This is a genomic window from Variovorax sp. 20P10.2.4 (assembly GCF_058244205.1).
In genome coordinates, this window is record NZ_JBZAYE010001182.1 from 1 (window position 1) to 1,094 (window position 1,094).

The following is a 1,094-nucleotide window of genomic DNA, read 5'->3' on the forward strand; positions in this document are numbered from 1 at the left end:
GAGCGCCCAGCGCGCGGCGCGCAGCTGCACGCCCTCGCGGGTCTCGGGGCTGGCCAGCAGGTTGCGGTCGGCGCTCTCGTTGAGCGCCTGCTGCAGATGGGCGTCGCGCGCCGGGCGGTCCTGCAGCGCCTGCGCGCTCTCGGCCGCGAGCAGGTGCGACAGCACGCGCACCTGCTGCGCCTGCGGCAGGCTGGCGCCGAGCGCGGCCAGGGTCTTCTCCTGCGTGAGCGCGGCCTGCGCGGCCTTGCGCGCGCGCGAGAAGCGGCCCGAGATCAGCTGCACCATCGCATCGAGCAGCGCCGAATGCAGCATGCGTTCCTTCTGCTGCATGCGCCACTGGCGTGCCTGGGTCGGCAGCGAGAACAGCGCGGCCAGCGCGCGCAGCGCCGCGTGCAGCAGCACGAACAGCGTCAGCAGGATCACCAGCACGAGGTTGAGCGAGAGGTCGACCCGCCAGGGCGGCCAGAACACGGTGATCGTGCCCTGGTTGTTGCCGGCGAACAGCGCGACCGCCGCGGCGACGGCGAACAGCGCGAGGAGCCAGAGTGCGGCGCGCATGGAAAGCCCTGCCCTCTCAGCGGCCGGCCGCGGCGGTGGCCAGGGCGGCGAGCGTGTCGTCGATGCGCGGCGGCTCGGTGGTCTTCACCAACGCCTGCAGCTGCTGCAACTGCGTTGCGGCCGTCTGCGTGCGGCGCGACGCGGGATCGAAATAGCGGTTGAGCGAGGCCGCCACGTTGGCGAGCTCGGTGCGCGTGACGTCGACCTGGCGCGACAGCAGCGACAGGCGCGCGTTGAGCAGCTTGAGCTTGAGGTTCTCGCGCAGGAAGTAGGTCTGGTCGGGCGCCAGCAGGATCGCCTCGGGCCGCTCGATGCGGCCCACGCGCACCAGCGAGCGCGCCTCGTTGCGCACCGTGAGCAGCGCGCGCTCCCACCAGGGCGCATCGGCCGGCACCGGGTCGGACTGCCAGGCATTGAGGCCGGTGCCGCGCATCGCGACCGCGTTGAGCGGCGGCAGGTCGTCCACGCCGCGCATCAGTTCGTCGAGCTTCTGCAGCGCCTCGCCACCGTCGGCGCTGGCGGTGCTGCGCAGCCGG

The 1,094-nt window shown here is 73.1% G+C and carries 2 protein-coding genes; both read right to left on the reverse strand.

Going from position 1 to position 1,094, the window contains the following annotated elements:
- Window positions 1-558: heme biosynthesis HemY N-terminal domain-containing protein (locus AC27VN_RS42140; RefSeq protein WP_490880615.1), on the reverse strand; the 558-nt coding region annotated here is incomplete at its 3' end.
- A 16-nt stretch (window positions 559-574) separates the two neighbouring features.
- On the reverse strand, window positions 575-1,094 hold a 520-nt coding region (locus AC27VN_RS42145), incomplete at its 5' end, for a uroporphyrinogen-III C-methyltransferase (RefSeq protein ID WP_490880616.1).